Source organism: Streptomyces sp. NPDC006624 (assembly GCF_040611555.1).
Taxonomy (GTDB): Bacteria; Actinomycetota; Actinomycetes; order Streptomycetales; family Streptomycetaceae; genus Streptomyces.
The window spans coordinates 104,567-127,377 of the sequence record NZ_JBEXOM010000001.1 but is presented as its reverse complement, the minus strand read 5'-3'; the positions used below and the strand labels follow the sequence as shown (position 1 = coordinate 127,377).

At 74.4% G+C, this 22,811-nt stretch carries 23 protein-coding genes and 1 riboswitch; of the genes, 13 read left to right on the top strand and 10 right to left on the bottom strand.

Annotation, left to right across the window (positions count from 1 at the left end; genetic code table 11):
• Positions 1-188: 188 nt before the first annotated feature.
• Entirely contained in the window at positions 189-743 is a 555-nt protein-coding gene (locus tag ABZY20_RS00600) for a hypothetical protein (protein WP_356434511.1), read from the bottom strand.
• 227 nt (positions 744-970) lie between these two features.
• Between ABZY20_RS00600 and ABZY20_RS00595 the strand changes: the two genes are divergently transcribed.
• Entirely contained in the window at positions 971-1,876 is a 906-nt protein-coding gene (locus ABZY20_RS00595; RefSeq protein WP_356434509.1) for a DUF5753 domain-containing protein, read from the top strand.
• Between the two features lie 4 nt (positions 1,877-1,880).
• Here ABZY20_RS00595 and ABZY20_RS00590 read toward each other — a convergent pair whose 3' ends face one another.
• Together ABZY20_RS00590 and ABZY20_RS00585 are read right to left on the bottom strand one after the other, a co-directional pair.
• Positions 1,881-2,696, bottom strand: a complete 816-nt coding sequence (locus tag ABZY20_RS00590; RefSeq protein WP_356434506.1) for an SAM-dependent methyltransferase — start codon at positions 2,694-2,696, stop codon at positions 1,881-1,883.
• Positions 2,697-2,732: 36 nt separating this feature from the next.
• Positions 2,733-2,912: a hypothetical protein gene (locus ABZY20_RS00585; RefSeq protein ID WP_356434503.1), complete on the bottom strand. Its 180-nt coding sequence runs from the start codon at positions 2,910-2,912 to the stop codon at positions 2,733-2,735.
• 92 nt (positions 2,913-3,004) lie between these two features.
• Positions 3,005-3,143: riboswitch (cobalamin riboswitch) on the top strand.
• Between the two features lie 112 nt (positions 3,144-3,255).
• Here ABZY20_RS00585 and ABZY20_RS00580 point away from each other — a divergent pair.
• The 6 genes from ABZY20_RS00580 to ABZY20_RS00555 all read left to right on the top strand — a co-directional run bounded on the left by ABZY20_RS00580 (position 3,256) and on the right by ABZY20_RS00555 (position 9,351).
• A complete protein-coding gene (locus tag ABZY20_RS00580) occupies positions 3,256-4,470 on the top strand; it encodes a prenyltransferase/squalene oxidase repeat-containing protein (protein WP_356434500.1) in 1,215 nt (404 codons plus the stop codon).
• Positions 4,467-5,114, top strand: coding sequence for an SCO2322 family protein (locus tag ABZY20_RS00575; RefSeq protein ID WP_356434498.1), 648 nt, complete (start codon positions 4,467-4,469; stop codon positions 5,112-5,114). The genes ABZY20_RS00580 and ABZY20_RS00575 overlap by 4 nt, the downstream gene beginning before the upstream one ends.
• 19 nt (positions 5,115-5,133) lie before the next feature.
• The gene (locus tag ABZY20_RS00570; protein ID WP_356435976.1) at positions 5,134-6,231 is read left to right on the top strand and encodes an energy-coupling factor transporter transmembrane component T; all 1,098 of its coding nucleotides are present in this window, start codon (positions 5,134-5,136) and stop codon (positions 6,229-6,231) included.
• Positions 6,228-7,943: an ATP-binding cassette domain-containing protein gene (locus ABZY20_RS00565; RefSeq protein ID WP_356434495.1), complete on the top strand. Its 1,716-nt coding sequence runs from the start codon at positions 6,228-6,230 to the stop codon at positions 7,941-7,943. Before ABZY20_RS00570 ends, ABZY20_RS00565 begins: the two co-directional genes overlap by 4 nt.
• Entirely contained in the window at positions 7,940-8,806 is an 867-nt protein-coding gene (locus ABZY20_RS00560; protein WP_356434491.1) for an ECF transporter S component, read from the top strand. The genes ABZY20_RS00565 and ABZY20_RS00560 overlap by 4 nt, the downstream gene beginning before the upstream one ends.
• A gap of 128 nt (positions 8,807-8,934) precedes the next feature.
• Positions 8,935-9,351 carry a transglycosylase SLT domain-containing protein gene (locus ABZY20_RS00555; RefSeq protein ID WP_356434489.1) on the top strand — a complete coding sequence of 139 codons (417 nt, stop codon included), beginning with the start codon at positions 8,935-8,937 and terminating at the stop codon, positions 9,349-9,351.
• A 126-nt stretch (positions 9,352-9,477) separates the two neighbouring features.
• On the opposite strand, the gene ABZY20_RS00550 is transcribed toward ABZY20_RS00555, so the two are convergent.
• On the bottom strand, positions 9,478-11,025 hold the full coding sequence (locus ABZY20_RS00550) for a glycosyltransferase family 39 protein (protein WP_356434486.1): 1,548 nt from the start codon (positions 11,023-11,025) through the stop codon (positions 9,478-9,480).
• A 74-nt stretch (positions 11,026-11,099) separates the two neighbouring features.
• Positions 11,100-13,139, bottom strand: coding sequence for a bifunctional glycosyltransferase 87/phosphatase PAP2 family protein (locus ABZY20_RS00545; protein WP_356434483.1), 2,040 nt, complete (start codon positions 13,137-13,139; stop codon positions 11,100-11,102).
• A 405-nt stretch (positions 13,140-13,544) separates the two neighbouring features.
• On the opposite strand from ABZY20_RS00545, the gene proP reads away from it, so the two are divergent.
• Positions 13,545-14,930 carry a glycine betaine/L-proline transporter ProP gene (gene proP / locus ABZY20_RS00540; RefSeq protein ID WP_356434480.1) on the top strand — a complete coding sequence of 462 codons (1,386 nt, stop codon included), beginning with the start codon at positions 13,545-13,547 and terminating at the stop codon, positions 14,928-14,930.
• A 90-nt stretch (positions 14,931-15,020) separates the two neighbouring features.
• Complete coding sequence (locus tag ABZY20_RS00535; RefSeq protein ID WP_356434477.1) at positions 15,021-15,689, top strand: O-methyltransferase; 669 nt, start codon at positions 15,021-15,023, stop codon at positions 15,687-15,689.
• A gap of 9 nt (positions 15,690-15,698) precedes the next feature.
• Here ABZY20_RS00535 and ABZY20_RS00530 read toward each other — a convergent pair whose 3' ends face one another.
• Positions 15,699-16,091 (bottom strand): hypothetical protein, encoded by a 393-nt coding sequence (locus ABZY20_RS00530; RefSeq protein WP_356434475.1) that lies wholly within the window; start codon positions 16,089-16,091, stop codon positions 15,699-15,701.
• Positions 16,092-16,191: 100 nt separating this feature from the next.
• Here ABZY20_RS00530 and ABZY20_RS00525 point away from each other — a divergent pair, with 100 nt between their 5' ends.
• Complete coding sequence (locus tag ABZY20_RS00525) at positions 16,192-16,599, top strand: DUF1992 domain-containing protein (protein ID WP_356434473.1); 408 nt, start codon at positions 16,192-16,194, stop codon at positions 16,597-16,599.
• A gap of 28 nt (positions 16,600-16,627) precedes the next feature.
• On the opposite strand, the gene ABZY20_RS00520 is transcribed toward ABZY20_RS00525, so the two are convergent.
• Both ABZY20_RS00520 and ABZY20_RS00515 read right to left on the bottom strand, forming a co-directional pair.
• Complete coding sequence (locus tag ABZY20_RS00520) at positions 16,628-17,266, bottom strand: hypothetical protein (protein WP_356435973.1); 639 nt, start codon at positions 17,264-17,266, stop codon at positions 16,628-16,630.
• Between the two features lie 226 nt (positions 17,267-17,492).
• Positions 17,493-18,179 (bottom strand): hypothetical protein, encoded by a 687-nt coding sequence (locus tag ABZY20_RS00515; RefSeq protein WP_356434472.1) that lies wholly within the window; start codon positions 18,177-18,179, stop codon positions 17,493-17,495.
• Between the two features lie 176 nt (positions 18,180-18,355).
• Here ABZY20_RS00515 and ABZY20_RS00510 point away from each other — a divergent pair, with 176 nt between their 5' ends.
• Together ABZY20_RS00510 and ABZY20_RS00505 are read left to right on the top strand one after the other, a co-directional pair.
• A complete protein-coding gene (locus ABZY20_RS00510; RefSeq protein WP_356434469.1) occupies positions 18,356-18,847 on the top strand; it encodes a GNAT family N-acetyltransferase in 492 nt (163 codons plus the stop codon).
• A gap of 190 nt (positions 18,848-19,037) precedes the next feature.
• The gene (locus ABZY20_RS00505; RefSeq protein ID WP_356434466.1) at positions 19,038-20,309 is read left to right on the top strand and encodes a peptidoglycan-binding domain-containing protein; all 1,272 of its coding nucleotides are present in this window, start codon (positions 19,038-19,040) and stop codon (positions 20,307-20,309) included.
• A 3-nt stretch (positions 20,310-20,312) separates the two neighbouring features.
• Here the strand turns inward: ABZY20_RS00505 and ABZY20_RS00500 are convergent, their stop codons facing one another.
• Both ABZY20_RS00500 and ABZY20_RS00495 read right to left on the bottom strand, forming a co-directional pair.
• Complete coding sequence (locus ABZY20_RS00500) at positions 20,313-20,972, bottom strand: HAD-IA family hydrolase (protein ID WP_356434463.1); 660 nt, start codon at positions 20,970-20,972, stop codon at positions 20,313-20,315.
• A gap of 200 nt (positions 20,973-21,172) precedes the next feature.
• Positions 21,173-21,754, bottom strand: coding sequence for a TMEM165/GDT1 family protein (locus ABZY20_RS00495; protein WP_356434461.1), 582 nt, complete (start codon positions 21,752-21,754; stop codon positions 21,173-21,175).
• A gap of 393 nt (positions 21,755-22,147) precedes the next feature.
• Here ABZY20_RS00495 and ABZY20_RS00490 point away from each other — a divergent pair, with 393 nt between their 5' ends.
• Positions 22,148-22,792 carry an HNH endonuclease family protein gene (locus tag ABZY20_RS00490; protein WP_356434458.1) on the top strand — a complete coding sequence of 215 codons (645 nt, stop codon included), beginning with the start codon at positions 22,148-22,150 and terminating at the stop codon, positions 22,790-22,792.
• Positions 22,793-22,811: the final 19 nt, after the last annotated feature.

The following is a 22,811-nucleotide window of genomic DNA, read 5'->3' as shown; positions in this document are numbered from 1 at the left end:
CCCTCACTCGTCCCGTAGGCCTACTTCCAGGGTAGAACCCTCGGCCGGGAACGGAACCCCCGAAACCATGATTTTTCGGTTGCCGGGACGCCCGACCCGGGCCACATTCCCCGGCCGGCCGCACTCCCGGCCGGCCACACTCCCGGCCACGTCACATACGTGGCCGTCCGGGGCCGGGGGGGGACCGCTCACTGGCGCGACAGGAGGCCCGACGGGACCGTCGCGTCCCTGGCCTTGTCCCCCGCGGGGAGCTGACCGGCGTAACCGGCCTCGGTCCACACGAACTTCTTGAACTGCTCCGGCGTGAGCGCTCCCCGCCACGGGACGCCGTCCGGGCAGAACACCGAGACGCAGCCGGAGCAGTAGTGCGCCGGCCGCCACAGGCTCTCCGCGCGCGGGGCGCCCGCCTCGGCCGCGGCCTTCTCCCGCCCGTCGCCGCGCACGACCACGAAGGTGCCGACGAGGCACAGCAGAGCCAGCGCCGCGCCGCCGGCCAGGTACAGCGGGTCGCCCTGCCGCAGGCCCGCGTAGCCGAGGGCGATGCCCAGGCCGGTCAGCACCACGCCCTCCGCGAAGTGCAGGCAGCCGTCGCCGGCCTTGTCCGGTCCCGGCGCCAGCCGTCCGTACAGGTCGTCCCGCATCGCGCCCTTGCCGGTCCGCGCGAGCTCGACGGGCCGGGTCTCCACCCCGCCGCAGCCCGGGCACACCACCCCCGCCGGCCCTCCGGCCCCCTCGGAATCCACGGCGGCGACCCTATCGGCGCCCTGCCGGGCACGTGATCGGCGCCCTGCCGGGCACGTGCGCGGCGGCGGTCCGCCGACAGGCACCGTCCCGCGTCCTCACGCATCCCTCACCGTGCCTCCGGCGGACCCACACCCGCAGACGAACGCGCTTGCTGCACAAGGCACTTGACGCCGACAAGCGCCCCCTAGGATGGTCGGACGCAACGCTCGCACCGGGAGAGACGCCCATGGGCACCGAAGAGACCGCATTCCTCGCGACGGGCAGCGGTGTCCTGGACGGCCGGTCCGCCGGGCCCCTGGTGCCGCGACTGGTACTGGGCGCGCGGCTGCGGCGGCTGCGTGAGGAGCGGGGCATCGACCGCGTGGACGCGGGACACGTCATCCGCTCCTCCTCGTCCAAGATCAGCCGCATGGAGGCCGGGCGCCACGGGTTCAAACTCCGGGACGTCGCCGACCTGCTCACCCTCTACGGCGTCACGGACCAGGCCGAACGGGCCACCCTGCTGGCGCTGGCCGAGCAGGCCAACGCCCCCGCCTGGTGGCGGTACTACAGCGACGTGGTGCCCGCCTGGATGCAGACCTTCCTCGCGGCGGAGCAGGCGGCCAGCGTCGTCCGCTGCTACCAGGTCCAGCGCGTGCCCGGACTGCTCCAGACGCCCGACTACGCCCGCGCCTCCCTGCGGGTGAGCCACCCCGACGCGAGCCCGGCGGAGATCGAGCGGCGGGTCGCGCTGCGGATGACCCGCCAGCGCATCCTGCACCGGCAGCCGGCGACCCGGGTGTGGGCGGTGCTCGACGAGACGGCGCTGCGCCGCCCGGTGGGCGGGATCCGTGTGATGCGCGCCCAGTTGCGGCATCTCATCGAGCTGTGCCGGCTGCCGCAGGTCACGGTGCAGATCCTGCCGTTCCGCAGCGGCGGGCACGCGGCCGAGGGCGGTCCGGTCACCATCCTGCGCCTGCCGGGCGGGCACCTGCCCGACATGGTCTACCTGGAGAAGCTGACCTGCGCCCTCTACCCCGACAAGCCCGCCGAGATCGAGCGCTACTGGGACGCGATGAACCGGCTGGTGGTCGAAGCCGAGTCGCCCGACGAGACTCCGACCATCCTGCACCGCGTCCTGCAGGAGACCTGACGGCTCAGCCCTTGCGGGCGACCCCGCCGTACTGGTGCACCTCGGCCGGCAGCCCCAGCGCCTCCGCGTCCGGGCGCCAGCGCGAGCAGGACGTCACCCCGGGCTCGAGCAGCTCCAGGCCGTCGAAGTAGCGGGCGATCTGCTCCGGGCTGCGCAGGATGTACGGGATCGAACCGCCGTCGTTGTACTGGGCGATGGCCCGGACGTAGTCCTCGCTGGTGTCGGTGGAGTCGTACTGCACGAGGAAGCTGCCGGGGGGCAGGGCGTCCACCAGCGCGCGGACGATCGAGCGCGCCTCGTCATGGTCCTCGATGTGGCCGAGGATGCCCATGAGCATGAGGGCGACGGGCTTGCCGAAGTCCAGGGTCCTGCCGGCCTCGCGGACGATGGTGGCCGGTTCGCGCAGGTCGGCGTCGACGTAGTTGGTGACGCCCTCCGGGGTGCTGGTGAGCAGGGCGCGGGCGTGGGCCAGCACGAGCGGGTCGTTGTCGACGTAGACGATCCGGCTCTCGGGGGCCACCCTCTGGGCGATCTGGTGGGTGTTGTCCACGTTGGGCAGGCCGGTGCCGATGTCCAGGAACTGGCGGATGCCCTCCTCCTCGGCCAGGTGGCGCACCGCCCGGGCGAGGAAGTAGCGGGCGGCGCGGGCTCCGGTCTCGATCCCGGGGAAGACCGAGCGGAACGCGTCACCGGCCACCCGGTCGACCTCGTAGTTGTCCTTGCCGCCGAGCCAGTAGTTCCAGATCCGGGCCGAGTGCGGCACCGAGGTGTCGATCTTGGGGAACGGCTCGCGCTCGGGGTGGTGCACCTGATCGGTCATGGACGCTCCTGGAGACGGCGGTCGGGACGGCCCACGTTAGCCGGTCCGCCCGGATACGACGATCAACTCCTGTGTGGTGCGCAGGAGTTCGACTTCCTGCCGGCTCACCGCCGGGTTGCGGGCCTGCCGCGGGAAGGGCTCGTCCAGGGCGGGCCCGACGAAGGGCGCGGTCCCGGCGAGGGCTGGGCCGGGCACGGTGCGGGCACGGCCGGGCACGGTGCGGGCGGTGCGGGCCCCCACCCCGGAGCGGGGCCCGCCCCAGGCGCCGCCCCCCCCCGCTCCCCCCACGCCCCTCGGCCGGATTTTGACGTGCGGGTACAGTAGGCGCGTCGTCATCACACCCGTACGGGGGAAAGCCGGTGCAATTCCGGCGCTGACCCGCAACCGTGAACCGCACCCGCCGAGGGGCGGTGAGCCGGATCGCCCCGCACGGTTCGTGACCGGCTCACGTGCCCGGCAGGTCCGCCGGTGCACGGCACCGTCGAGGTATACGGAGCCGAGCCGCCCGGGGGTGCCCCGTGCTGCCCGGCTCCCCCACAGGGAGAGGCACCCGCCGATCATGAACGTCCGCAGCAGCGCCGCGGCCCTGGCCGCCGTCGCCGTGATCGGCGCCGCCGCACCGGCCGCCGCCGATCCGTCCCCGTCGCCGTCCCGGGCCCTGCCCTCGGCCCTCTACGGCTCGACCGACCCGCAGTACGACGGCGTGTGGCGGCAGTCGCTCGCGCTGCTGGCGCAGGACACGGTGGGGGTGAGGCCGGCGGAGAAGTCCGTGCGGTGGCTGGTGCGCCAGCAGTGCGCGGACGGCGGGTTCGCCGCCTACCGCGCCGACCCGGCCGCCGCGTGCGACGCGAAGACGATGCCCGACACCAACGCCACCTCCGCCGCGGTGCAGGCCCTCGCCGCGCTCGGCGGCCACGACGACGTCACCGCCAAGGCCGTCGGCTGGCTGAAGTCCGTCCAGAACGACGACGGCGGCTGGGGCTACGCGCCCGGCGGCGCCAGCGACACGAACTCCACGTCGATCGTCGTCGGCGCCCTCGCCGCCGCGGGCGAGAAGCCGGACCGGGTCGAGAAGGACGGCAGGTCGCCCTTCGACGCCCTGCTGAAGCTCGCGCTGCCCTGCGACGGGGACGGCGGCGGCGCGTTCGCGTTCCAGCCGGACAAGAAGGGCGAGCTCACGGCCAACGCGGACGCCACGGCCGCCGGTGTGCTGGGCGCGCTGGGCCGGGGCATGGTGGTCGAGCCGGGCGGGAAGTCCGGCGCCACCTGCGCGAAGCCGGGCACGCCGGAGCAGGCGGCGGGCAACGGGGCGGCGTACCTCAGCGCCGCGCTCGCCGAGGAGGACGACCACCTGATGTCCGCCCTGGCCGGGGCCGAGCCCCAGCCGGACTTCGGCAACACCGCCGACGCGGTCGTCGCGCTCGCGGCGCACGGCGCCACCGCGCAGGCGGAGAAGTCCGTGCGGTGGCTGGAGAAGAACGCCGCGGACTGGGCCGCCCGCAGCGGTCCCGCCGCCTACGCCCAGCTGATCTTCGCCGCCCACGCGACCGGCACGGACCCCCGCGACTTCGGCGGCGCGGACCTCGTGAAGCGGCTGAACGGGACGGGCCCGGCCCCGCAGGCCGCCGCAGCGGACACGGCGGAGGCGAAGAAGGACGACGAGAAGGACTCGGGCTCCCCGTTCGGCGTGTGGTGGTACGTCGGCGTCTGCCTCGTCGCGGGCGTCGGCATCGGGTTCCTGTTCAGCGGCCGCAGGAAGCAGCAGCAACTGTGATCCGCCGGGCCGTTCTCCTGCTCCTGGCCTCGCTCCTGCTCCTCGCGGGGGCGGGCCAGGCCCAGGCCGCCGGTTACCGCTACTGGTCGTTCTGGGAGCGCGACGGCGACCGCTGGGTCTACGCCACCCAGGGCCCCGGCACGACCCGCCCTTCCGACGGCGACGTGCAGGGCTTCCGCTTCGCGGTCAGCGAGGACACGGCGGACGCGGCCCGGCCGCGCCCCGCCGCGGACTTCGACGCGATCTGCGCGAGGACGCCGTCGCGGGACGGTGCCAAGCGCGTGGCGCTGGTCATCGACTTCGGCACGCGGCGGGACGCGGCCCGGGGCGAGACCCCGCCGCCCGCCCGGACGGCCTGCGCCCGCGTCGCCCCGGACGCGACGACGGCGGACGCGCTGGCCGCGGTGGCGAAGCCGCTGCGCTACGACACCAACGCCCTGCTGTGCGCGATCGCGGGCTACCCGGAGCAGGGCTGCGGCGAACAGCTCTCCGGCGAGGAGACCCCGAAGGCGGACACGGCGCACGAGGAGTCTTCCGGGGACGACGGCCCGTCCGTGGGACTGGTGGCGGGCGTCGCCGTGGTGGTGCTGCTGGGCGGCGCCGCGATATGGCAGGTGCGACGGCGTGCCCGTGGACAGTCCTAGCCGCGCCCCGCAGCGCCGGGTGGCGGACGCCGCCCGGCCCCGGCGCCCGCACCGGGCGCCCGTGCACCCCGGTGCCTGGTGGCTGTGGTCCCTCGCCCTGGGCACCGCGGCCACCCGCACCACCAATCCCCTCCTGCTCGCACTGCTGATCGCGGTCTCCGCCTACGTCGTGGCCACCTGCCGCCCCTCGGCGCCCTGGTCCCGCTCGTACGGCGCCTTCGTCAAGCTCGCGCTGGCCGTGCTGCTCGTCCGCCTGGTGTTCGCGACGGTGCTCGGCTCGCCCATCCCCGGCACGCACGTCCTGATCACCCTGCCGGAGATCGGTCTGCCCGCCTGGGCCCAGGGCATCCGTCTCGGCGGCGAGGTCACCGCGGAGGCGCTCACCTTCGCCCTGTACGACGGCCTGAAACTGGCCACGCTCCTCATCTGCGTCGGCGCCGCGAACGCCCTCGCCAACCCCTCCCGTCTCCTCAAGTCCCTGCCGGGGGCGCTGTACGAGATGGGGGTGGCGGTGGTCGTCGCGCTCACCTTCGCCCCGAACCTGATCGCCGACGTCCAGCGCCTGCGCGCCGCCCGGCGGCTGCGCGGCCGTCCGGACAAGGGCGTCCGCGGTCTGCTGCACGTGGGCCTGCCGGTCCTGGAGGGCGCCCTGGAACGGTCCGTCTCCCTCGCCGCCGCGATGGACGCCCGGGGCTACGGCCGGACCGCGCGGGTGCCCGCCGCCGTCCGCCGCACCACCGCCGCCCTCACCCTCGGCGGCCTGCTCGGCGTCTGCGCGGGGACGTACGGACTGCTCACCGCCGAGGGCGCCGCGTACGGCATGCCGGTCCTGCTGCTCGGCGTGGCGGCCGCCCTGGCGGGTCTCCGGCTCGGCGGGCGCCGCTCCCTGCGCACCCGCTACCGCCCCGACCGCTGGGACGCGCGCGCCTGGCTGATCGTGGGCTCCGGGGTGGCGGTCGCGGCACTGCTCGCCCTGGCCGCGGCCCGTGACCCCGCGGCCCTGCACCCGGGCGTGGTCCCGCTGGTCGCCCCCGCCCTCCCCCTCTGGCCCGCGGCGGCCGTACTCCTCGGCCTGCTGCCCGCGTTCGCCGCCCCCGACTCCGAGGAGCCGTCGTGATCCGCTTCGAGAACGTCTCCGTGACGTACGACGGGGCCGCCGAACCCACCGTGCGGGGCGTCGACTTCGAGGTCCCCGAAGGTGAACTCGTCCTGCTCGCCGGCCCGTCCGGGGTCGGCAAGTCGACCGTCCTGGGCGCGGTCAGCGGGCTCGTGCCGCACTTCACCGGCGGCACCCTGCGCGGCCGGGTCACGGTGGCCGGGCGCGGCACCCGGACCCACAAGCCGCGCGAACTCGCCGACGTCGTGGGCACGGTCGGCCAGGACCCGCTGGCGCACTTCGTCACGGACACGGTGGAGGACGAACTCGCCTACGGCATGGAGTCGCTGGGGCTCGCCCCGGACGTGATGCGCCGCCGGGTGGAGGAGACGCTCGACCTGCTGGGCCTGGCGGACCTGCGGCGGCGGTCCATCGCCACGCTCTCCGGCGGGCAGCGGCAGCGCGTCGCGATCGGCTCGGTCCTCACCCCGCACCCGAGCGTCCTCGTGCTGGACGAGCCGACCTCGGCGCTCGACCCGGCCGCCGCCGAGGAGGTGCTGGCGGTCCTGCAGCGGCTCGTGCACGACCTCGGCACGACGGTCTTCCTGGCCGAGCACCGCCTGGAACGCGTCATCCAGTACGCCGACCAGGTCGTCCTGCTGCCGGGCCGGGGCGCGCCCCCGGTGCTGGGGCCCCCGGCCGAGGTGATGGCCGTGTCCCCGGTGTACCCGCCGGTGGTGGACCTGGGCCGCCTGGCGGGCTGGACCCCGCTGCCGATGACGGTCCGCGACGCGCGGCGCAGGGCGGCGGACCTTCGCCGCCGGTTGGAGGGCGCCCCGCAGGGGCGCGGGGAACTGCGCGACCAGCCACCGGCCACGGGCACCCGCCGACGATCCGCGCGTCCCACCCCGATGGGCGCACTTGCCCGCCGCCGCACCCGCACCACTCCCGCCGCCGCCGAAACCCGGTTCACGGCCGAAGTGCGAGCCCTCTCGGTCACCCGCGCCCGCATCCAGGCCCTCCGCGACGTCGACCTGACCATCGCCCCCGGCGAGACCGTCGCCCTCATGGGCCGCAACGGCGCGGGCAAGTCCACCCTGCTGGGCTCCCTGGTCGGTCTGGTCACCCCCGGCTCGGGGACCGTCCGGCTCGGCGAGGCCGTCCCCCACCGCACGGCCCCGAAGGACCTCGTCCGCAAGGTCGGTCTGGTCCCCCAGGAGCCGCGCGACCTGCTCTACGCCGACACCGTCGCCGCCGAGTGCGCGGCGGCCGACCGGGACGCGGGCGCGGACCCCGGCACCTGCCGGGCCCTGGTCTCGGAGCTGCTCCCCGGTGTCACCGACGGCGCCCATCCCCGGGACCTGTCCGAGGGGCAGCGGCTCGCGCTCGCCCTGGCCGTGGTCCTGACCGCACGGCCCCCGCTGCTCCTGCTGGACGAGCCGACCCGGGGCCTGGACTACGCGGCCAAGGCACGGCTGGTCGGAGTGCTGCGCGCGCTGGCCGCCGAGGGGCACGCGATCGTGCTGGCCACGCACGACGTGGAGCTGGCCGCCGAGCTCGCCCACCGGGTGGTGCTGCTCGCGGAGGGCGAGGTGATCGCGGACGGCCCGACGGCGGAGGTCGTGGTGTCCTCGCCGTCGTTCGCGCCGCAGGTCACCAAGATCCTCGCGCCGCAGCGGTGGCTCACGGTCCCGCAGGTCCGCGCGGCCCTCGGCACCGGGGACGGCGCATGAGCGTCCAGAAGCAGGCCCGTGCCGTGCGTCTCGGTCCGCGGTCCGTGGCCGCCCTGGTCCTGGTCAGTGCCGTCGGGATCGCCGGTTTCGGCTGGCCCTTCCTCGCGCCGCCCGCCTCCGGGCTGAGCGCGCACGCGCAGGACGCGCCCTGGCTCTTCGCGGGGCTGCTGGTGCTGCTGGTGGCGGTCGTGGGGGCGGCGATCTCGGAGTCGGGACTGGGCCCTAAGGCGGTCGCGATGCTCGGCGTGCTGGCCGCCACGGGTGCGGCGCTGCGGCCGATCGGCGCCGGTACGGCCGGTATCGAGCCGATGTTCTTCCTGATGGTGCTGAGCGGCCGGGTCCTCGGCCCGGGCTTCGGGTTCGTGCTGGGCTCGGTGACGATGTTCGCCTCGGCGCTGCTCACGGGCGGGGTGGGTCCCTGGCTGCCGTTCCAGATGCTGGCGATGGGCTGGTTCGCGATGGGCGCGGGCCTGCTGCCCGGGCAGGACCGGCTGCGCGGGCGGGCGGAAGTGGCGCTGCTCGCCGGTTACGGCTTCGTCGCCGCCTTCGCCTACGGCACGATCATGAACATGGCCGGCTGGCCCTTCATGAGCGCCCTCGCCTCCAGCGTCGCCTTCGACCCGCACGCGCCCCTGGCCACGAACCTGGCCCGTTTCCTCGCTTACTGCCTGGCCACCTCGCTCGGCTGGGACCTGGGCCGGGCCGCGGTCACGGTCGTCCTCACCGCGCTCCTGGGGCCCGCCGTCCTCAGGGCGCTGCGCCGGGCCACGCGCCGGGCGGCCTTCGAGACGCCGGTCACGTTCGAGGCGCCCCGGGGTGAGGCTGCCCACGTGACCGGCGCCACGTACGAAGCGGGGCCGTAGGGACAAGCCCCGGTCACGGGCGCGGCCACCCCGGCGGGTGCGGCCGGGCGTAGTACAGGGCGTCTTTGCGGCGCCTTCGGTGGGGCTGTTTCTCTGGACGACCGCTCGCCCCCCACGAAAGGTCGCCCGTGCCCGCCGTCACCCTGCTCCGCCGTGCCGCCGCCCCGAGGAAGGCGCTCGCCGGTGCCGCCCTGGCCGCCGCCGTCTGCGGCTCCCTGATCGCCGCCGGACCCGCTCAGGCCGCGCAGCCGGATGGCGCCTCGGCGCAGGCCGTCGCGAAGAAGATGATCGGCGACGACGCCCAGTACCGGTGCTTCTCCGAGATCGTCGAGCAGGAGAGCGGCTGGGACGTGCGGGCGCAGAACTCCTCCAGCGGCGCCTACGGCCTCGTCCAGGCCCTGCCGGGCTCCAAGATGGCCTCGGCCGGTTCCGACTGGCAGACCAACGCGGCCACCCAGATCGAGTGGGGCCTGGACTACATGAAGGACCGCTACGGCAGCGCCTGCGGCGCCTGGGACTTCTGGCAGGCCAACCACTGGTACTGAGCCGGTCCCACCCCCAGAACCGAAGGCGGCGGCCCCCTGATCCCCGGGGCCGTCGCCTTCGCCCTGCCCGGCGGGGAGGGCGGGCTTAAGCGCGTACCTCACCGGTGTGGTGCGGGGCCGGGGCCGTCACGGTCCGCACTCCCCTTCGCGGCCCCGCCGCACGTACAGCACGACCTGCCCGCCCCGCACCCGCACCCGCTCGCACTCCTCGAAGTGGCCCCGCAGCGCACGCCGTTTGACCTCCTCCCCGGGGAACGGGTCGAGCGGCTGCCCCGCCTCGTCCTGCAGGGCGATGACGCGGCCGGACGCCGCGATCGCGCGGTGGATCGCGGCGGGGGACAGCTCCGTGCCGTGGAGTGTGTGCGAGCGGCGCGGGGGCCGCGCGAGGGCGAGGTCGTCCAGGCGTTCGTGGATCTCCGGGTACGGCAGGAGCCATGCGCGGCGCCTGGCGGGCATGAACAGCACCCCGTCGCCCGGCCGGGCCTGCCGCTCCACGGCACGGGCGACCGCGGCCACGTCGTCCTTGCGGCTCTCGGGCGAACGCACCAGCAGCGACCACGGCAGCAGCACCGCGACCGCCAGAGCCACCGACACACAGGCAGTCAGCAGGCGGGGCGCCGGGGCGAGCCGGTGGCGTCGCCCGACCGTCCACGCCAGGGCGGATCCGGCCGGCAGCGCCAGACCCGTCATGCCGTACAGGACGTACCGGTCGACGTACCACGGCTTGACCAGCGAGACCGTCATGAGCAGCCCGGCCGGGGCGATCAGCAGCGGCAGGGCGAGGCAGGTCAGGGCGGGCGCACCGGGGTGACCGGCCCGCAGGAGGAGGCGGCACAGCAGCACCGCCGTCGCCGAGAGCCCCGCGTACAGCAGCCACGCGCCCGCGCCCGGGCGGCCGAGCCAGCCCAGCTGGGCCTCCGCCTGGCCCGCGCTGATCACCGCCAGCGGCAGCAGGCCAAGCCCCACACCGGCCGCCGCGCCCGCCCACCGGCGCGCCTCCCGCCGTCGCGCACCCGACCACCACAGCGTCAGCCCGTGCGCCACGAGCACCAGCGCGGCGAACGCGTGCAGCCAGGAGGCGACTGCGAGGGTGAGCGCGTACGCCGTCCACCAGCGGGCGCGGGGATCGGAGCTGGCACGGAGGAAGAAGTACGTCGCCCCGGTGACCCCGGCGGTGACCAGGGCGTACGAACGGCCCTCCTGGGCGTGGTGCTGCGTGAGCGGCAGCAGGACGAAGACCAGGCCCGCGAGGGTGCCCGCCGCGCGGCCCGACAGGCGGGCGCCGATCGCCCCGACCCCGGCCGCGGCCAGGGCCGTGCCGAGCACCGACGGCAGCCGCAGCGCGACCAGTCCGCCGTCCCACACCGCGAACACGGCGTGCATGAGGAGGTAGTACAGGCCGTGCACCGCGTCGATCCCGCCCAGCAGGCCCCACAGTTCGCCCGGTGAGCGATGGGCGACCTGGTACGTGACCGACTCGTCGCGCCACATGCTGCCCTGCCGTTCGATCCCCCACAGGCCGAGGGCCAGGGCGGTCAGGGCCGGGACGGCGACCGGGACCGCTCGTGCCCGGCGGGCGGCCGGGTCGCCGGGGCGGGGCGCGGGGGCGGGGGTGCGGCGCGGGCCGGGGATCGTGCCCGTGGCGTCCAGATGCTGGGTGATGGCTTCCTCCACAGCAGCGGGGAGCGGGTGATGCGGTCCGGGGTTCGCGCCGCGTCCCCGCCGGGATGCCGGGGTGGGTTCCCCCGTCAGCGGTGCAGGGGTTTCACGGCCGGAGTCCGGTCGGGCCGGGCCACCGCGCCGTCCGGCGCTCTGGGTCCGGACAGCAGATACGTCACCCCGAATCCCGCCGCGACCGCCAGCGCTCCCCCGGCCGCGTCCAGCACCCAGTGGTTCGCCGTCACGACGATCGAGACCGCGGTGAACAGCGGGTGCAGCAGGCCCAGGGCCTTCACCCACCACTGCCGCACCAGTACGGCGATCACGACCCCGCACCACAGCGACCACCCGAAGTGCAGGGACGGCATCGCCGCGTACTGGTTGGTGAGGGCGGTGAGCGTGCCGTAGTCCGGCTGGGAGAAGTCCTGGACGCCGTGGACGGTGTCGATGAAGCCGAGCGTCGGCATCAGGCGCGGCGGGGCCAGCGGGTAGAGCCAGAAGCCGATCAGGGCGAGCAGGGTGGTGAAGCCCAGGGCGGCGCGGGCCCAGCGGTAGTCGCCGGGCCGGCGCCAGTAGAGGAGGGCGAGGACCGTCAGCGGGACGGCGAAGTGCAGCGACGTGTAGTAGAAGTCGAAGAAGCTCCTGAGCCAGCCGATGCCGACGACGGCGTGGTTGGCCCAGTGCTCGACGTCGATGCGCAGGGCCCGCTCCAGGTCGTACACCTCCTTGCCGTGCTCCTCGGCCCGCGCGCGGCCGGCCGAGTTGCTGCCGCCGGTGGCCGCGAGCCGGACCTGGGAGTAGGCCGCGTAGGTCACCCGCAGCAGGAGCATCTCGAGCAGGATGTTCGGCCGGGTCAGGGCCCGGCGCAGCCCCGGCACCAGCGGGACGTGCCGGAAGCGGGCCGGGGCGGCGGGCGCGTACGGGGTCGGCCGCGGTGAACGGTGGTAAGGCGAGGTCCGCGGCAGGAACGGCACGGCGGTGGCGGCGGCGAGGGCGGCCAGCACCACCAGGTTGGTGCGCAGCGGGTCCAGCGACGCCATGTCCGGCAGCAGCATCCGCGTCGGCAGGGTCATGACGAGGACCACGCTGACCGGCCACACGTACCGGTCGGAGGTGCGGGTGCCGGCCCGGCCGACGACCGTGAGGAGCACCCACAGCTGCTGGTGCTGCCAGGCCGTCGGCGCGACGGCGATCGCGGCGCAGCCGGTGACGGCGACGGCGAGCAGCAGCTGGCCGTCGCGTACGTAGCGCACGGCGCGGCGCAGGGCCAGGACGGCGACGGCCGTGCCGAGCGTCAGGAAGAGCACGATCTCCGGGGGGCCGGTCAGGCCGAGCCGGAGCAGGGCGCCGTGCAGGGACTGGTTGCCCAGGTCGTCGGCCCGTCCGCCGAGGCCGGCGCCCGCCAGGTGGTGGACCCAGTAGCGGTGGGAGTCGGCGGGCATCACCGCCCAGGCGAGCGCGGTGCAGGCGGCGAAGGTGCCGGTGGCGCAGACGGCGGCGGTCCGGCGGCCGGTGCACCACAGCAGCGGCGTGAAGAGCAGCAGGGTCGGCTGGAGCGCGGCGGCGACGCCGATGAGCAGACCGCTGGTGCGCGGGCCGCGCGCGGCGAAGCAGCCCAGCAGGACCAGCAGGACGGGCAGGATGCCGGTCTGGCCGAGCCACAGGGCGTTGCGGACCGGCAGGGACAGCATGAGCAGGCTGATGGCGACGGGCGCGGCGAGCGCCGCCGTGCGGCGGCTGACCGGCGGGGGCAGGGCGCGGGCGGCGATCAGCCCGAGGGCCACGACCAGCATCAGGGTGCCGAAGGTCCAGCCCCAGCCGAGGGCCTGTTCGGCCGCCCTGGTGAGGGGCTTGAGGACGAGGCCGTTGAAGGGGGTGCCGCTGAAGCGGGTGGAGGTGTAGAGCGAGCCGTTGACGTGCAGGACGCCGTGGGGCCCGACCCAGGTCTCCAGGTCGGTGAGCCGTTCGCCGCGCGGCGAGGCGAGGGCGACGGCCACCTGCCGGGCGGCGAGGAGGGCGGCGACCAGCCACAGTCCGAGACGGACGGCCCTCAGGCGCGGGTGGGTCCCGCCGACGGCTGTCGCTCCGCGGGCCTGTGCCGGCCGTCCGCCGTGCTTCGCATGAGACATGCCCTCGTCGGCCTCCGCACCAGTTCATCCCGCATGTCCTGAATGCGGGAATTCCCTCGCGAACCCTAAGGGGGCTCACACCGCCCTGCCGGGGAAGACGCGGGCAACCAGCGATTCATCCGGCACCCGTCCCCCTTTTGTCCGGTTGACGGTAGTACCTACCTTTCTTCCACGCCTCCGGAAGAGGGCGGGCGGGCGCGAGAAGGATCACACCGCGCACCCGCCGCGACCGCTCCCGGCCAGGCGGACATCCCAGCGCAGCGGCAATTCACATGCCCTATGCAACGAACGGCATACCGCCCGTGAGCATGCGAAATCCGCCTATCGTCGCCTTTTCGGCCCGTACGACAGCGCCGCCGCGCGGGACCGCGTCCCTGTCCCCGTCGAAAGGTAGGCGAGCGAGTCTTGTCGACCGCCTCAGTCGTCGCCTCCCCGTCCGCCCCGGAGAGCCGCACCGCGAAGGCCCCGGACGCCACCGTCACCGACCCCGCGCTCGTACGGCGCGCCGTGAAGGCGGCCGCGCTCGGCAACGCGATGGAGTGGTTCGACTTCGGCGTCTACAGCTACCTCGCGGTCACGCTGGGCAAGGTCTTCTTCCCCTCGGGCAACCCCACCGCCCAGCTGCTCTCCACGTTCGGCGCCTTCGCCGCGGCCTTCCTGGTCCGCCCTCTGGGCGGCCTGGTCTTCGGCCCGCTCGGCGACCGCGTCGGCCGCCGGAAGGTCCTCGCCCTCACCATGATCATGATGGCCGTGGGCACCTTCGCGATCGGCCTGATCCCGTCGTACGCGGCGATCGGCGTCGGCGCGCCGGTCCTGCTCCTCGTGGCCCGCCTCGTGCAGGGCTTCTCCACGGGCGGCGAGTACGCCGGTGCCTCGACCTTCATCGCCGAGTACGCCCCCGACAGGCGGCGCGGCTTCCTCGGCAGCTGGCTGGAGTTCGGCACGCTCGCCGGGTACATCGGCGGCGCGGGCCTGGTCACCCTGATGACCGCCCTGCTCTCCGCCGACGACCTGACCTCCTGGGGCTGGCGCGTCCCGTTCCTGATCGCGGGCCCGATGGGGCTCATCGGCCTCTACCTGCGGATGCGCCTGGAGGAGACCCCGGCGTTCGCCGCCGAGGTCGAGAAGGCCGAGCAGGACCGGCCCAGGGTGCCGCTGCGCGAGATGGTCACCGGCCAGTGGCGCGCGCTGCTGCTCTGCGTCGGCCTGGTGCTGGTCTTCAACGTCACCGACTACATGCTGCTGTCGTACATGCCGAGCTACCTGACCGGCGAGCTGCACTACGACGAGACGCACGGCCTGCTCGTCGTCCTCGGCGTGATGGCTCTGATGATGATCGTCCAGCCGTTCGCGGGCGCGCTGACCGACCGGATCGGCCGCCGCCCGGTGATCGCCGCCGGCTGCGCGGGCTTCCTGCTGCTGTCCGTCCCGGCGCTGCTGCTGCTCCGCGAGGGCAGCCTGCTCGCGGTCGCGCTCGGCATGGGCGCCCTCGGCCTGCTGCTGGTCTGCTTCACTGCGTCGATGCCCTCGGCGCTGCCGGCGCTGTTCCCGACGAAGGTCCGCTACGGCTCGCTGTCCATCGGCTTCAACGTCTCGGTGTCCCTGTTCGGCGGCACGACCCCGCTGGTGGTCACGGCCCTGATCGGCGCGACCGGGAACACGATGATGCCCGCGTACTACATGATGGCCGCGGCCGTGATCGGCGGTTTCGCGGTGTGGCGCATGGCGGAGTCGGCGGGCCGCCCGCTGCCCGGCTCGGCCCCCTCGGTGGCCGGCCGACACGCCGGGTGAAGACGCCCTGACAGCGCGCCCGTGCACCAACTATCGTCGTCGGCGCCACTAGTTAGGAATGCTAACTATGCCGACGAAAGGGAGAGGCGCATGAGCGAGTCGCACGTCTGGGACGAGGTCGACGCCTACTTCACCGCCCACCTCGCCCCGGACGACGAGGCCCTGGCGGCCGCGCTGCGCGACAGCGACGCCGCCGGGCTCCCGCACATCAACGTCGCGGGCAACCAGGGCAAGCTCCTGCAGCTCCTCGCCCAGATCCAGGGCGCCCGCCACATCCTGGAGATCGGCACCCTGGGCGGCTACAGCACCATCTGGCTGGCCCGCGCGCTGCCCGCCGACGGACGGCTCGTCTCCCTGGAGTACGACCCGCTGCACGCCGAGGTCGCCGTCCGCAACATCGCCCGCGCCGGGCTCGAAGGGCTCGTCGAGGTCCGGGTGGGCCCGGCCCTGGAGTCGCTGCCCCAGCTGGCCGACGAGAACCCGCCCCCCTTCGACGTGGTCTTCATCGACGCCGACAAGGCCAACAACCCGCACTACGTCGAGTGGGCCCTCAGGCTCACCAGCACCGGCAGTCTGATCATCGTCGACAACGTCGTCCGCGGGGGCAGGGTCGTGGACGAGGACAGCAGCGCCCCGGACGTCACGGGCACCCGCGCCGCGATCGAACTGATCGCCGCGCATCCGAGGCTGAGCGGGACGGCGATCCAGACGGTCGGGATGAAGGGCTACGACGGGTTCGCGCTGGCACGGGTGCTGTGAGCCCGGCCGTCACACCTCGTGGAAGAAGCCCACGTTGACGCTGCGCGGGGCGGTGCGGTCCTGGATGACGAGTTCGCCGCTGCCGCCCCGGGGCAGCGGGACCGTACCGCCGTAGACCAGGGGCTGGTGGTAGTCGCCCATCGTCAGGCGGACCTCCGAGGAGGGGTCCGGCTGGGAGCCGCGCAGCCAGGTGACCTGCCAGGTGCCGTCCGGCCCGCACAGGAACTCCAGGTGGACGCGGGAGACGAACAGCCAGTCGTCCGGCGTGGTGAGCCGGCACACGGACTTGTCGCGGCCCACCCGCAGCACGGCGCCCGGCTCGCTGGGCGCGTCGGCCATGAGCATGCCGGCCGTGGCACCCTCCTCCGCCGCGGACACGGCGGCCATGGTGAGTTCGAGCACGTGCGCTCCTCCTGAGACGTCCCGGTGGGCCTGCCCCATGGGTCGGCAGCCCGCCGAATGATAGAACGCCCACTTGGGCCGTGTCCGGCACAATGGCCTCATGACCGAGCGAAAGCCACCCGGCGTCGACTTCGAGTCGTTCGCCGAGAAGCAGATCCGCGACGCGGAACGGCGCGGCGAGTTCGAACGGCTGCCCGGGGCGGGCCGTCCGCTGCCACGCGAGGTCGAGAGCACCTACGACGAACTGTGGTGGGTGAAGCGGAAGTTGGCCCGCGAGGGCTTCTCCCTGCTGCCGCCGGCGCTGGCGCTGCGCAAGGAGGCGGAGGACGCGCTGGAGGCCGCGCTCGCGGCGCCCTCCGAGCGGATCGCGCGGAAGATCATCGACGAGGTCAACGCCAGGATCCGCGAGATGATGTTCAAGCCGCCGCCCGGCCCCCCGCTGGGCAGGAAGCCCTACGACGTCGAGGACGTCGTGCGTCAGTGGCGGGAGCGCCGGGCGGACCGGTGAGCCGGACGCGGTGTCCGGCTCACCCGGGTCACACGTGCATCAGTCGTTCCGCCAGCTCCCGGTAGTCCTTGAGGGCCAGCCGGAGCTGCTCGGTGTCGGCGGACGACACGGGCTTGCCCCCGCCGCCCTCGACCGACTGCCAGGAGTGCCGCAGGGTGCGGCGGCGCTGCGCCACGGCCTCGGTGAACCGGGCCGCGATCTCCTCGAGCACGTGGTCGGCCTCCTCGACGGCCGCCCGGGGCCCGTCGACGAACCCGGCGACGGCGTGCTGGAGCTGCGCGCCGAGCTTGCCGGTCTCCTCGTGGGGGAAGAGGTGGGCGCGGTCCCTGCCGTCGCCTCCCTTGCCGCCGGGGCCGGCGGGGGTCTCCACGCCGGGAGCGCCGCCGCCGGTGGCGACACCGGTGCCCTGCGGGTCGGTACCCGGCGTACCGGTCGTCGCGTGGGTGCCGGTCAGGTGGGTGCCGGTGCCGATGCCTTGCGGGTCGGTACCCGGCGTACCGGCCGTCGCGTGCGTGCCGGTCGCGTGGGTGGCGACACCGGTGCCCTGCGGGTCGGTACCCGGCGTACCGGTCGTCGCGTGCATGCCGGTCGCGTGCGCGCCGGCGCCGGTGCCCTGGGGGTCGGTACCCGGCGCACCCGCCGTCGCGTGCATGCCGGTCGCGTGCATGCCGGTCGCGTGCGTGCCGGTGCCCGGCGTTGCCGCGCGGTCGGCGTCGGTGCCGTACGGGACGGCGTGGCCCGTCTCCGTGCCGTGGGTGACGCCGCAGCCGGTGCCCGTGCCGCGCGTGCCCGGTGCCGTCGTGCCGCGGTCCGTGCCCGGGGCGCGCTCGCCACGGGCGTCCGGGGTGCCCGGCATCGGGTCGCTTGGCTGTCGGCTCATGTCGGACATTGACTCAGCTCTCCTTCGCCTGGCGTCGGTTCATCGCCCACGGCAGGTGTCCGCCGCGGGCGCCGGCGGGCTTGCGGCCGCCGTTCGGCTCGGCACGGTGCCGGCCGTCGGTGTGGCCCGTTCCGTCGTGACGGGCCGACCGCACCAGTTCCTCGAACAGGGCGCGGGCCGCCACCATGGCCTCCCGCATGTCCTCCGTACCGTGGCCGCCGTCCCGGGCGTCCTCCGCGCGCAGGTGCGCCGCACGGTGCACGCGCCGGTAGCCGTCCACGTGGTGGGCGTGGTGCACGGACAGGGCGGCGAGCTGTTCCTCGTACTGCCCGCCGTCCGGGAAGCCCCGGACGCCGGCGACCTCGGCGATCAGCCGGTCCGCCTCGGCGACGGCGTCGCGCGGCGAGTCGACGAACCGCTCCTGCGCCGCCGTCCAGCGCGCCTCGTACTGTTCGCGCTGCGCCGGCTCCAGAGGCCGCTCGCGCAGGTCTCCGTGGCGCTGGACGCGTTCGGTGAGTTCGCGTTCGGCGGCCGTGGTGTCACCGTCGTGCCGGGCGACGGCCCGGTCGTACTCGGGTCCGAAGCGCCGCTTCAGGCTCGGGCCGCGCCGAGGCCCGCGGGCGCGCAGGGTCATGGCGGCGGCGATGACGACGACGACCGCCGCGATCACGATCAGAGCAATGATCAGGCCAGTGGACATGAATGCCTTCCGGGTTCTCGGCCCCCGGCTCCTGGCGAGCCGGTTCTCCCGTCGGGTTGCCGCAAAGCCCGTCGGCAAACGGCGCGCGGGCGGCCGGAGGGCGGACCGAGGGCGCGGACCCGCCCCCGCGAAACCCGGTTGCGGGGCCGGTGGGGCTGCCGAGCAGAATGCGGCGCATGACCTGGACCGTGGCCCCGGAACCGTACGACTCCCCTGTCGCCGCGGCGCTTTGGCGGGCGTACTACACCGAGGTCAGCGACCGCTGGTACCTGCTGCACGAGGGGCGCCGGACCGACCCGGAGGAGCTGGAGCGGGAGATCGCCGCGCAGCCTGGCGCCGAACTCGCCCCGCCACGCGGGCGGTTGCTCGTCGCCCGGTACGACGGCGAGCCCGCAGGCACGGCGGGAGTGCGGCTGCTGGACGACACCACCGCCGAGCTCAAGCGGGTGTTCCTGCACGAGCCGCTGCGCGGCAGGGGCGGTGCCGCGCTGCTCGTCCGGGCCGCCGAGGACGCCGCCCGCGCGCTCGGCGCCGGCCGGATCGTCCTCGACACCCGCAGCGACCTCGTGCGGGCCCGCGCCCTCTACGCCCGCCTCGGCTACGAGGAGACCGAGCCGCACAACGACGAACCGTACGCGGACCACTGGTTCAGCAAGCGCCTGGCCTGAATGCGAGCACCGGTTCCGCGGACCGGGCCGTGCGGCCTCCCCTGGGTCCTGTGACCTTTCCCCTCGTGACCGGTGTGGCGTGGTATGGCCCGCATGGCCCGTTTGGAAGCGCACATTCCGGGGGCTCGTCCTCCGCACTGTGGAGAACATCTGGATAATCTCTGGAGTTCGCGAGGGGAGGGAGGAACGCGTGGAGCCGCTGAACGGTCACCCGTGCCCGGAGTGCGGCACGCCCAGACTGCGCGACAACTCCCCCGCCTGCGCCTGCGCCGACCGCGCGGCGAAGGCCCTCCTCGACAACCGCACCGCCCAGGCGGCAGCGGCGGAGGACTTCGACCCGCTGCGGATCCGGCCGTACGTGGAGATCACCGAAGGCGGAGGACCCTCCGGGCAGGACACGCACGCGGGCGCGGAGGAACCGGCTTCCGCTGCGGCGCCGTCCGAGGTCGGCGCCGGGGCAGCGGACAGGCCCCGCGAGGGCGACGCCCCCCGGCCCGCCCCCGCCGACGCCACCCCGCACCCGCACCCGCACCCGCACCCGGTCGACCCCGACGCGACCACCGTGCTGCCGGCCACCCCTGCGGAAGCGCCCCCACGGCAGTCCGCCGCCGACCACACCACCCCGCGGCAGTCCACCACCCGGGACACGGCCACGCTGCCGGCCGTCCCCCCGGACACCACCGCGTCACCGCCCCCGCCAACGCCCGCGCCCACCACCGCGCTTCCGGCGCCGATGACCCCCGGCACCTCCGAGCCCAGCGTCACCGACCTGCGTCTCTTCGACGGGTCGGGAGCGGAGCCGGGAGGGCGGGAACCCGCACCCGGCGAGGACGGCGAGCCCCGGCCGGGACGGCGGCGGCGCCGTGTCCTGCTCGTCGCCGCCGCGGGTGCCTGCGTCGCCGTGGTCACGGCCGCCGGGTACGCGAGCGGCCTGCTGTCCTACGAGAGTCCCTCCCGGGACACCGCGCTGCCGGACGACATCCGCGCGAGCGTGCCGGACGCCCCGTCGAGCAGCGCGGCGCCCACGGCTCCGCAGGCGAGCCCCTCGGCCTCCCCGTCGGCCTCCGCCTCACCGTCCCCGTCGCCCTCCGGCAGCGGCAGTCCGTCGGCCTCGCCGTCGCCGTCCGCGCCGAGCGCCTCGCCGAGCACGGCACGGCCGACCGCCCCGTCGGCGTCGGCGTCCGCCACGGCGACCGCGCCCGGGCAGCGGCCCCCGGACGACTCCGCACGGAACCAGCCGGTCGTCCTGCGCCTGGGCGACCGCGGCCCGGAGGTCACCGAACTCCAGTTGCGGCTGCGGCAGTTGTACCTCTTCAACGAGGACGCCGACGGCACCTTCGACGGCCGCCTGGAGGATGCCGTGCGCACCTACCAGTGGAGCCGGGGCATCCAGGGCGACAACCTCGGCGTCTACGACCGGGAGACCAGGGCGAAGCTGGAGTCGGAGACCGACGAGCCCTGAGGGTCAGCCGACGTGGAGGCGGATCGTGCCGTCCGCCACGGCCTCCACGCGCACCGCCGTGAGGTCCGGCACCACCACGTCCGGCTCGTGGAACGCGGCCCGGGGCCCGATCCCGACCACCGTCATCCCGGCGGCGCGTCCCGCCGCGATCCCGGCGCCGGAGTCCTCGAACACCACGCAGTCGGCGGGGGCGACGCCCAGCTCGGCGGCGCCCTTCAAAAAGCCCTCGGGGTCGGGCTTGCTCGCCCCGACGGACTCCGCGGTCACCCGCACCTCGGGCATCTCCAGACCGGCGGCCGCCATCCGCGCCGTGGACAGCGGCACGTCGGCGGAGGTCACGAGCGCGTGCGGCAGCCCGCGCAGGGAGGCCAGGAACTCCGGCGCGCCGGGGATCGCGACGACGCCGTCGGTGTCGGCGGTCTCCTCCTCGAGCATCCGGGCGTTGTCGGCGTGGTTCTGCTCCATGGGCCGGCCGGGCAGCAGCAGCGCCATCGAGGCGTAGCCCTGCCGCCCGTGGACGACCTTCATGACCTCGTCGCCGTCCAGCCCGTGCCGCTCGGCCCAGCGCCGCCAGACGCGCTCGACGGAGGCGTCGGAGTTGACCAGGGTGCCGTCCATGTCCAGCAGGAGGGCGCGGGCGGTGAGCACGGCGGTGGCCGTCATCGGCAGCTCCAAGGCTCGGGGCGCGTTCCAGCGCGGGCGAGGGGCGGCGGACGGATCGCGTCCGTCACACCCCGGAAGGGACAAGGCGGCCCCGCCCGCCGGTCAGGGAAAACGGGCGGAGGCCACTTTGTTCATCCACGGTACAAAACAAGACCGGGTTCGCGCCAGTGGCCCCCGCGCACGTTCACCCACTGTTCAGCTCAGCCGGTGACGGCCTCCCACAGGCTCCACACCCCGAGGCCCAGCATCACCAGCGCCGCGATCTGCGTGATCAGGCGCAGCGGCACCTTCTTCATCAGCGCCTTGCCGCCGACGATGCCGAGCCCGGCCACCGTCCACAGCGCCAGCACCGCGCCCAGGCCGACGGAGAGCGGGTCGTCGTACCGGGCGGCCAGGTTCGCGGTCATGATCTGGGTGAGGTCGCCGAACTCGGCGACCAGGATGAGCATGAAGCCCGCACCGGAGACCTTCCAGAAGGACTGGTTCTCGGGCTTGCGGACCTCCTCCTCGTCCTCGCCCTTCTTCAGCAGCAGCATCGCGGCCCCGCCCAGGAACAGCACACCGGTCAGCGCGCTCACGATCTGCGGCGGCAGCAGCGTCAGCACGCTGCCGGCCGCGACGGCGAGCGCGACGTGCAGCGCGAAGGCGGCGGCGACCCCGGCGAAGACGTAGGAGGCGCGGTAGCGGGTGCCGAGGACGAGGCCGGCCAGGGCGGTCTTGTCCGGCAGCTCGGCGAGGAAGACGACGCCGAAGGCGACGGCCGTCACGGTCAGGCTGATCAAGGGTTCCTCAATCGGTCGGGGCTGCCCCGCCGAGAGCGCTGGACCTTCGCACAGGACACCTCGGCACGGCAGCGCACTCGGGCGCCCGTGCCGTACGGCGCGGGCGTGCACTGCTTGCCGAAGGTCTCGCTGGCTGGTCCGTGGGAAGGACCGGCCTCCGGGCGCCGGCTCAGGCGGGCTGAGCAGTATGTCGACGGTCCGGCGAAGAGCTACTCCCCTTCTGCGCCGTCCATGGTACGCGACACGCCGGGAGTGAAAAGTTCGCTCCCGAACCTTGTCATGTCATGCACGCGTCATTAACTTCTCACCGGGCGCACACCTGTGCGCAACACGGCACCGCGAGCATTCCCTTCGCTCGTACGCCAACACCCCCCCTCTCCCCAGGGAGTTCGCATGCCCAGGTTCTACGCGCGTCGACGGCTGAGCGTGGCCGCCGCCGCCACGGCGCTCATATCCTCCGTGGCGCTCTTCAACGCCCCCACCGCCTCCGCCGCGCTGCCCACCCCGGTGAGCGCGAGCACGGCCCGCTCCTACCTCGCCACGCTCACCGTGGCCACCGAGGACCGCACCGGCTACAACCGCGACCTCTTCCCGCACTGGATCACCCAGTCCGGCACCTGCAACACCCGCGAGGTCGTCCTCAAGCGCGACGGCACCAACGTGGTCCAGGACTCCTCCTGCGCCGCCACCAGCGGCAGCTGGTACTCCCCCTACGACGGCGCCACCTGGTCCGCCGCCTCCGACGTCGACATCGACCACCTGGTCCCGCTCGCCGAGGCCTGGGACTCGGGGGCCGGCTCCTGGACGACCTCGCGCCGCCAGTCCTTCGCCAACGACCTGACCCGCCCGCAGCTCATCGCGGTCACCGACAACGTCAACCAGGCCAAGGGCGACCAGGACCCGGCCACCTGGATGCCCTCCCGGACGGCGTACCGCTGCACCTACGTCCGCGCCTGGGTCCAGGTGAAGTACTACTACGGCCTCTCGGTCGACTCGGCCGAGAAGTCGGCGCTGACGAACCACCTCGCGAGCTGCTGACACGCGCGGTTTTCGTGTC

What these genes read in the sequence shown, in the direction of transcription:
- ABZY20_RS00595 (WP_356434509.1), top strand. Translation starts at nt 971, where the DNA reads ATGGGCACCGAAGAGACCGCATTCCTCGCGACGGGCAGCGGTGTCCTG.
- ABZY20_RS00590 (WP_356434506.1), bottom strand. Translation starts at nt 2,696, where the DNA reads ATGACCGATCAGGTGCACCACCCCGAGCGCGAGCCGTTCCCCAAGATC.
- ABZY20_RS00580 (WP_356434500.1), top strand. Translation starts at nt 3,256, where the DNA reads ATGAACGTCCGCAGCAGCGCCGCGGCCCTGGCCGCCGTCGCCGTGATC.
- ABZY20_RS00560 (WP_356434491.1), top strand. Translation starts at nt 7,940, where the DNA reads ATGAGCGTCCAGAAGCAGGCCCGTGCCGTGCGTCTCGGTCCGCGGTCC.
- ABZY20_RS00545 (WP_356434483.1), bottom strand. Translation starts at nt 13,139, where the DNA reads ATGTCTCATGCGAAGCACGGCGGACGGCCGGCACAGGCCCGCGGAGCG.
- ABZY20_RS00535 (WP_356434477.1), top strand. Translation starts at nt 15,021, where the DNA reads ATGAGCGAGTCGCACGTCTGGGACGAGGTCGACGCCTACTTCACCGCC.
- ABZY20_RS00525 (WP_356434473.1), top strand. Translation starts at nt 16,192, where the DNA reads ATGACCGAGCGAAAGCCACCCGGCGTCGACTTCGAGTCGTTCGCCGAG.
- ABZY20_RS00520 (WP_356435973.1), bottom strand. Translation starts at nt 17,266, where the DNA reads ATGCACGCGACCGGCATGCACGCGACGGCGGGTGCGCCGGGTACCGAC.
- ABZY20_RS00515 (WP_356434472.1), bottom strand. Translation starts at nt 18,179, where the DNA reads ATGTCCACTGGCCTGATCATTGCTCTGATCGTGATCGCGGCGGTCGTC.
- ABZY20_RS00510 (WP_356434469.1), top strand. Translation starts at nt 18,356, where the DNA reads ATGACCTGGACCGTGGCCCCGGAACCGTACGACTCCCCTGTCGCCGCG.
- ABZY20_RS00500 (WP_356434463.1), bottom strand. Translation starts at nt 20,972, where the DNA reads ATGACGGCCACCGCCGTGCTCACCGCCCGCGCCCTCCTGCTGGACATG.
- ABZY20_RS00490 (WP_356434458.1), top strand. Translation starts at nt 22,148, where the DNA reads ATGCCCAGGTTCTACGCGCGTCGACGGCTGAGCGTGGCCGCCGCCGCC.